The organism is Brevundimonas bullata (genome assembly GCF_003350205.1).
GTDB classification, from domain to species: Bacteria; Pseudomonadota; Alphaproteobacteria; order Caulobacterales; family Caulobacteraceae; genus Brevundimonas; species Brevundimonas bullata.
Window position 1 is genome coordinate 1 of the sequence record NZ_QLLC01000066.1, and the last position, 5,313, is coordinate 5,313.

The 5,313-nt window shown below is 62.8% G+C and carries 5 protein-coding genes and 1 riboswitch; of the genes, 4 read left to right on the forward strand and 1 reads right to left on the reverse strand.

The window, feature by feature from the left end:
• The first annotated feature begins 59 nt into the window (after positions 1-59).
• Positions 60-168, forward strand: a riboswitch (TPP riboswitch).
• Positions 169-237: 69 nt separating this feature from the next.
• From thiC to DXK21_RS16180, 3 genes are all read left to right on the forward strand, one after another.
• Complete coding sequence (gene thiC, locus DXK21_RS16175) at positions 238-2,265, forward strand: phosphomethylpyrimidine synthase ThiC (RefSeq protein ID WP_114818790.1); 2,028 nt, start codon at positions 238-240, stop codon at positions 2,263-2,265.
• 93 nt (positions 2,266-2,358) lie between these two features.
• Positions 2,359-2,526, forward strand: coding sequence for a hypothetical protein (locus DXK21_RS16645; RefSeq protein ID WP_162790725.1), 168 nt, complete (start codon positions 2,359-2,361; stop codon positions 2,524-2,526).
• 76 nt (positions 2,527-2,602) lie between these two features.
• Entirely contained in the window at positions 2,603-3,352 is a 750-nt protein-coding gene (locus tag DXK21_RS16180) for a DUF5131 family protein (RefSeq protein ID WP_114818792.1), read from the forward strand.
• On the opposite strand, the gene tcmP is transcribed toward DXK21_RS16180, so the two are convergent.
• Positions 3,335-4,210: a three-Cys-motif partner protein TcmP gene (gene tcmP, locus DXK21_RS16185; protein WP_211306065.1), complete on the reverse strand. Its 876-nt coding sequence runs from the start codon at positions 4,208-4,210 to the stop codon at positions 3,335-3,337. The genes DXK21_RS16180 and tcmP overlap by 18 nt on opposite strands.
• A 158-nt stretch (positions 4,211-4,368) precedes the next feature.
• On the opposite strand from tcmP, the gene DXK21_RS16190 reads away from it, so the two are divergent.
• Positions 4,369-5,127, forward strand: coding sequence for a hypothetical protein (locus tag DXK21_RS16190; RefSeq protein WP_114818791.1), 759 nt, complete (start codon positions 4,369-4,371; stop codon positions 5,125-5,127).
• Positions 5,128-5,313: the final 186 nt, after the last annotated feature.

Below are 5,313 nucleotides of genomic sequence, written 5' to 3' on the forward strand. Positions count from 1 at the left end.
CCTCCACGCCGCGCGCCCTCCCCTCCCGCTTGACCTCCCCCCGAAACGGGCTAGGGTCGCGGCGTTCTCCGGGGGGTCGCGATCGAGCGGCTGAGATTGGCGTAGCCGCCTGACCCGTCGAACCTGATCCGGGTCATGCCGGCGAAGGGACGAGTTCACCGCCTCCACGCCGGGAAACCGGCTTCCGGGGCGCTCATACCACGCCGGCGGTCCCTCTTTGTCGAAGAGGCCGCCACAATGAATATCCAAGTCACGCCGCAAGCCGAGACTCCCGCCGAACCCAACGTCGAGCTCCCGCTGGCCGAAGCCCGCAAGGCCGTCGAGGCCGAGACCGGCCGCATCCCCACCGGCCCCCGCGCCGGCGGCGTGAAGGTCTATGTGGCGGGCGAGCTCTACCCCGACATCCGCGTCCCCTTCCGCGAGGTCGCCGTCCACCCCAGCGCCAACGAGCCGCCGGTGACGATGTATGACTCTTCCGGCCCCTACACCGACCCGACCGTCACCATCGACATCAAGCGCGGCCTGCCCCGCGTCAAATCCAGCTGGCAGCTGGATCGCGGCGACATCGCCCCCGTCGCCAATCCGCGCGAGGTCAAACCCGAAGACAACGGCCACGCCAGCGGCAAGAACCTCGCCCCCCGCTTCGACACCTCGCACCATCAGGTCTTCAAGGGCGTCGAAGGCCGCCCGGTCACCCAGTACGAATACGCCAAGGCCGGCATCATCACGCCCGAGATGGAATACGTCGCCATCCGCGAGAACCTTCGTCGGAAGGCAGTGGCGAGTGGCGAGTGGCGCGTGGCGAGCGATGACGCCTCCACCATCACCCTCCACGACGGATCAACCATTTCGGCGATGTCGCCCGACTCTTCGCCACTCGCCACTCACCACTCGTCACTCAGGGACGGCGAGAGCTTCGGCGCCAGCATTCCCGACTACGTCACTCCAGAATTCGTCAGAGACGAGATCGCCCGCGGCCGCGCCATCATCCCGCACAACATCAACCACCCCGAAGTCGAGCCGATGATCATCGGCCGCAACTTCCTGGTGAAGATCAACGCCAACATCGGCAACTCGGCGGTCCTCTCCAGCGTCGATGACGAGGTGGACAAGCTGGTCTGGGCCACCCGCTGGGGCGCCGACAACGTCATGGACCTGTCGACCGGCCGCAACATCCACAACATCCGCGACTGGATCATCCGCAACAGTTCGGTCCCCATCGGCACCGTGCCCATCTATCAGGCGCTGGAGAAGGTGAACGGCGTCGCCGAGGACCTGACGTGGGAGGTGTTCCGCGACACCCTGATCGAACAGGCGGAACAGGGCGTGGACTACTTCACCATCCACGCGGGCGTGCGCCTGCCCTTCGTGCCGATGACGGCCAAGCGCGTCACGGGCATCGTCTCGCGCGGCGGCTCCATCATGGCCAAGTGGTGCCTGGCCCACCACAAGGAGAGCTTCCTCTACGAGCACTTCGAGGACATCTGCGACATCATGCGGGCCTACGACGTCTCCTTCTCCCTGGGCGACGGCCTGCGCCCCGGCTCCATCGCCGACGCCAATGACGAGGCCCAGTTCGCGGAGCTGCGCACCCTCGGCGAACTGACCAAGATCGCCTGGGCCAAGGGCTGCCAGGTCATGATCGAAGGCCCCGGCCACGTGCCGATGCACAAGATCAAGGCCAACATGGATGAGCAGCTCAAGCACTGCCACGAGGCGCCCTTCTATACGCTTGGCCCCCTGACCACCGACATCGCCCCCGGCTATGACCACATCACGTCGGCCATCGGCGCGGCCATGATCGGCTGGTTCGGCACGGCCATGCTCTGCTACGTCACGCCCAAGGAGCACCTGGGCCTGCCCGACCGTCAGGACGTCAAGGACGGCGTCATCACCTACAAGATCGCCGCCCACGCCGCCGACCTGGCCAAGGGGCACCCCGCCGCCCGCATGCACGACGACGCCCTGTCGCGCGCCCGCTTCGAGTTCCGCTGGGAGGACCAGTTCAACCTCGGCCTCGACCCCGAAACCGCCCGCAAATACCACGACGAGACCCTGCCGAAGGAAGCGCACAAGACCGCCCACTTCTGCTCCATGTGCGGCCCCAAGTTCTGCAGCATGAAGATCAGCCAGGACATCCGCCGCGACGCCCTGGCCCAGAACGACGCGGGCGCCAGCCTCGCCGCTCAGGAAGCCGAAGCCGGCATGGCCGAAATGAGCGCCAAGTTCCGGGCGGGTGGAGCGGCGATTGAGGTGAAGGTGTAGCCGCCCGGCCCACGCCTGCGCGGGCAGGGTTCAGGACTATGGACGCGAGGCGGCTTCGGTTAGCCTCGCGTCCGACCCCTGCGCGGAGTGATCATGAAATCCCGCATCGACCCCGACACCATCGCCAAGGCGATGAAGGCCGCAGCCGTCGTCGCCAAGACCGGCACGCGCGAGGAACGGTCGGGGAAGTTCATCGCGCCGAAGCCACCACCTTGCTCAGCGGTCGAACAATCGACTCAACGCAGCGTTAACCATCTTTAAGCGAAACTCTTGACGGAAGCGTCCGATTCTGACGTTCTGTAGGAACAAGTTCCTACTCCAGCCCTTGGAGAGGAAGATGGCAGAGACCAGCATTGAATGGACCGACGCGACCTGGAATCCAGTCGCCGGTTGCCTGATCATCACTCCGGGCTGCACCAATTGCTACGCTATGCGCATGGCCGCCCGGCTAGAAGCGATGGGCGTACCCAAATATGCCGGTCTCACTAGAAAGAGCGGCAATCGCTACATCTGGACGGGCAAGGTTCGCCTAGACGAAGCATCGCTTGAAACTCCGCTGAAATGGCGGAAGCCACGCAAGATATTCGTTAACTCGATGTCGGACCTGTTTCACGACGACGTTCCAGCTGAATTCATCGCGCGGGTATGGGACGTCATGCAGAGGACGCCTCAACACACCTATCAAATCCTGACCAAGCGTCCGGAGCGGATGAGAGAAGTAATTACGTCTCTGGACTTACCCGCGTTGGAGCATGTTTGGCTCGGTACCAGCGTAGAGAATGCGGCCGTTCTGTCTCGCCTCGATGATCTACGATCTACACCCGCCATCATTCGGTTCGTTTCATTCGAACCCTTGATCGGATCAGTGGCTACGGCCGATCTTCGAGGTATCCACTGGGCAATCGTGGGCGGCGAGTCTGGTCCAAGGTCTAGACCAATGGATGAAAAGTGGGTCGACGAAATTCGACTGAACTGCCTGGCAACTGGTACGGCATTCTTCTTCAAGCAATGGGGCGGCAAGAATAAGAAGGCGACAGGTCGCACCTACTTGAACCGCACTTGGGATGAACTACCTCGCGTTCAGTAAGTGATCTACGATTGGCTTGGCCGCGTTCCACGCTTTCGGGCTGGGGTTTGCCATTAAAAAGAATAGAGAAAACATAGGCGCACCCTGATCATTATAAAGTCGTTTTGGTCCTCGAACTCGAGCGAAAATTGTTTTGAACCGCTCTTCCACATATTTTTCTAGAACGCTCAAATCATCCGTCCGTTTGGTTTCGACAATATCATCACCAAAAAGACTAGGTTGAGTTTTCGAGTTATACCAAGCCTGCTCCCATGCATCCGTTCCTAAAAAACGAGTGAGTGATGCTCGCTTATCGGCACAAATGTCAGACGGGTCCTTCGTTGCCTGCCGATACAGACCCGACAGGGAAACAAGATACCAAATATCCATAGCTTGGGTGCGCGCTAGGGCCTCCAGCGTCGCCCAATCAACCTGAAGCCCATAAGGATCAAGAAAGACCACGGCCCGTGTCTTTTGCCATCCACGCCAGCCGTCGGCCATTTTCAGAAGGTCGTTGGCGTCCCCCTTGTGAACGGTGATGCCTCGGTCAGGATACTTTTCTCTGAGGGCCTCCAGAGCGGCTACGTGCTTCGGCTTTCGCTCCATGAACACAAGTCTGTCGAAGCGGGGCTCAATGTCGATTGCGATTTGAGCCGATCCCTTCCGCCTCTCTACCGTCTCAGGGATGTACCCGGCGAGAGTATCCTGAGCGGCAATCCGCTTAGTGACCTCCCCCGTTCCTGCAAAAGCGTCAACGTACCAAATGTCAAAGCCCTTACCCTGCATGAGAGTGGCGTAGGATTGCAGATACCCCTGCACCATCGAGAGCTTTAGACCTGTAGATAAACTACCGAACTGATGTTCCCCCAGATTTTGCATCAATCAATCATTCCACGTTGACGAGAGTGCATTGACGCTCACAACGCGAGTCCGCGCAAGGTATCGAACGAAGTTCACTAACATTCCTGTTTGCATATTGCGTCCGATCCTGACGTACCCGTCCGCCAACCTCCTTCCCGCAGGCAGGAGGAGGCGAGATGGACGACGCGCGGGAGGCATACTGGCACGAGGGCGAGCCCCGGATCGTCGCCTCGGGGCGGTGGCAGCAGGATGAGTTCGGCGACACCACCTACATCCCCGACCATGTCCGGCCCTCGACAGCCGCCGGGGCGGACGACCCGCCGGTCGGCGGCGACCTCATGGACGCCCCCGCAGACGACCCCGCCAGCGACGGCTATCGCGTCCGCTCGGCGCGGACCTGGGCGGCGGCGCGGCGCGACTATCTGGCCGGAGACGCGGCCGAGGCCGTCTGCGCCCGCTATGACCTGAAGCTGGGAACCCTGCGCGCCCGCGCCGCGCGCGAGGGCTGGCGCCGCAGCGACGTCGAGGACGTCTGGCCCGATCCGCAGGACGAGGCTCCCGAAGCCGCCCCGCCCGACCTGACCCAGATGGCGGCCCAGGCCCTGATGCGGCTTAACCGCGCCCTGCAACGCGGCCGCGCCGCCGAGGCCGCCTCCTGGCTGCGCACCTGGCGGGCGTTGACAGACCCCGCCCTGCTCGGCGCCGCTGCACCGGAACCCCAACCCGATCCCGCCGCTGCGCTGGAAGCCGACCTGAAAGCCGTCGCCAAGGTCGCCCGCGACGCCGCCCGCCTCTCCCCCGACGACCACGCCGGTCGCCGCGCCATCGAAGCCCGCCTGACCGCCCTCAAGGCGCGGCTGGACTCCGAGGGGCTGATTTCAGACGATTCAGACGAATTGGACTCTGTTTTTTCGGAGGAGGCGGACCCGCCCTGACCGATCCTCCCTTCTCCCCTTGCGGGAGAAGGTGGCCCGTAAGGGCCGGATGAGGGGTCTCGCGACAGAAGAAACAGCCAGGACGTCAGGCCTCAGCAAGACCCCTCATCCGACCTCGCTTCGCTCGCCCACCTTCTCCCCTTGCGGAACCGTTGCATTATTCGCGGATCGTGATTCCCTGTCTCT

Bases quoted from the DNA above. Each gene is read 5' to 3' on its own strand.
- thiC (WP_114818790.1), top strand. From the start codon at position 238: ATGAATATCCAAGTCACGCCGCAAGCCGAGACTCCCGCCGAACCCAAC.
- DXK21_RS16645 (WP_162790725.1), top strand. From the start codon at position 2,359: ATGAAATCCCGCATCGACCCCGACACCATCGCCAAGGCGATGAAGGCC.
- DXK21_RS16180 (WP_114818792.1), top strand. From the start codon at position 2,603: ATGGCAGAGACCAGCATTGAATGGACCGACGCGACCTGGAATCCAGTC.
- tcmP (WP_211306065.1), bottom strand. From the start codon at position 4,210: ATGCAAAATCTGGGGGAACATCAGTTCGGTAGTTTATCTACAGGTCTA.
- DXK21_RS16190 (WP_114818791.1), top strand. From the start codon at position 4,369: ATGGACGACGCGCGGGAGGCATACTGGCACGAGGGCGAGCCCCGGATC.